The organism is Arthrobacter sp. 05L417 (genome assembly GCF_056397865.1).
In genome coordinates, this window is the sequence record NZ_JBFTOG010000099.1 from 1 (window position 1) to 806 (window position 806).

Below are 806 nucleotides of genomic sequence, written 5' to 3' on the forward strand. Positions count from 1 at the left end.
CAGCTCAGCGCGAACCTCTCCGCCTACAACGGCCAGACCATCGTGCTCTGGTTCAACGTCCACCTCGACGGCGCCAACCCGGCCGACGACACCTGGATGTACCTCGACGACGTCGCCCTCACCAACACCCAGACCACCCCGACAGCGCCGTCCGCCCCGACAGGCGTGGCCGCGGCGGCCGGCAACGCCTCCGCGGTGGTGTCCTGGACCGCCCCGGCCAACGGCGGCTCCGGCATCAGCTCCTACGCCGTCACCCCGCACGCCGGCACCACCGCCCTGGCCCCGGTTACCGTCACCGGCAACCCGCCCGCCACCACGGCCAACATCACCGGGCTGGCCAACGGCACCGCCTACACCTTCACCGTCACCGCCACCAACGCCGTCGGCACCTCCCCGGCATCCGCCGCCTCGGCCCCCGTCACCCCCACCGGAACAACCATCACGACGATCACCAACGGCGGCTTCGAATCCGGGCTCACCGCCTGGACCACCGGCGGCGTCAGGGCACCCGCGGCCTCCACCACCGCCCACACCGGAACCGGCTCCGCGCTCCTGGGCCTCGCGTCGGGGACCGAGCCGCTCGGCGACAGCAGCCTGTCCCAGACCATCACCGTCCCCGCCACCGGAACCACCACCCTGTCCTTCTGGTACCAGCCCCACAGCGCGGAAGACCCCTGCACCGGCAATGCCTGCCCGTACGACTGGATGGAAGCCCAGGTCCGCAGCACCAGCGGCACCACCCTGGCCAGCCTGCTCAAACTCTGCAACAACAACGGCACCTGGACCCAGTTCACCGCCGACCTCAC

1 protein-coding gene is annotated in these 806 nt (G+C 71.3%); it reads left to right on the forward strand.

The genetic code is table 11. The annotated features are described in order from the left end of the window. Positions 1-806 (forward strand): fibronectin type III domain-containing protein (locus AC1DJW_RS26475; RefSeq protein WP_476902952.1); only part of this gene is annotated, 806 nt, incomplete at both ends.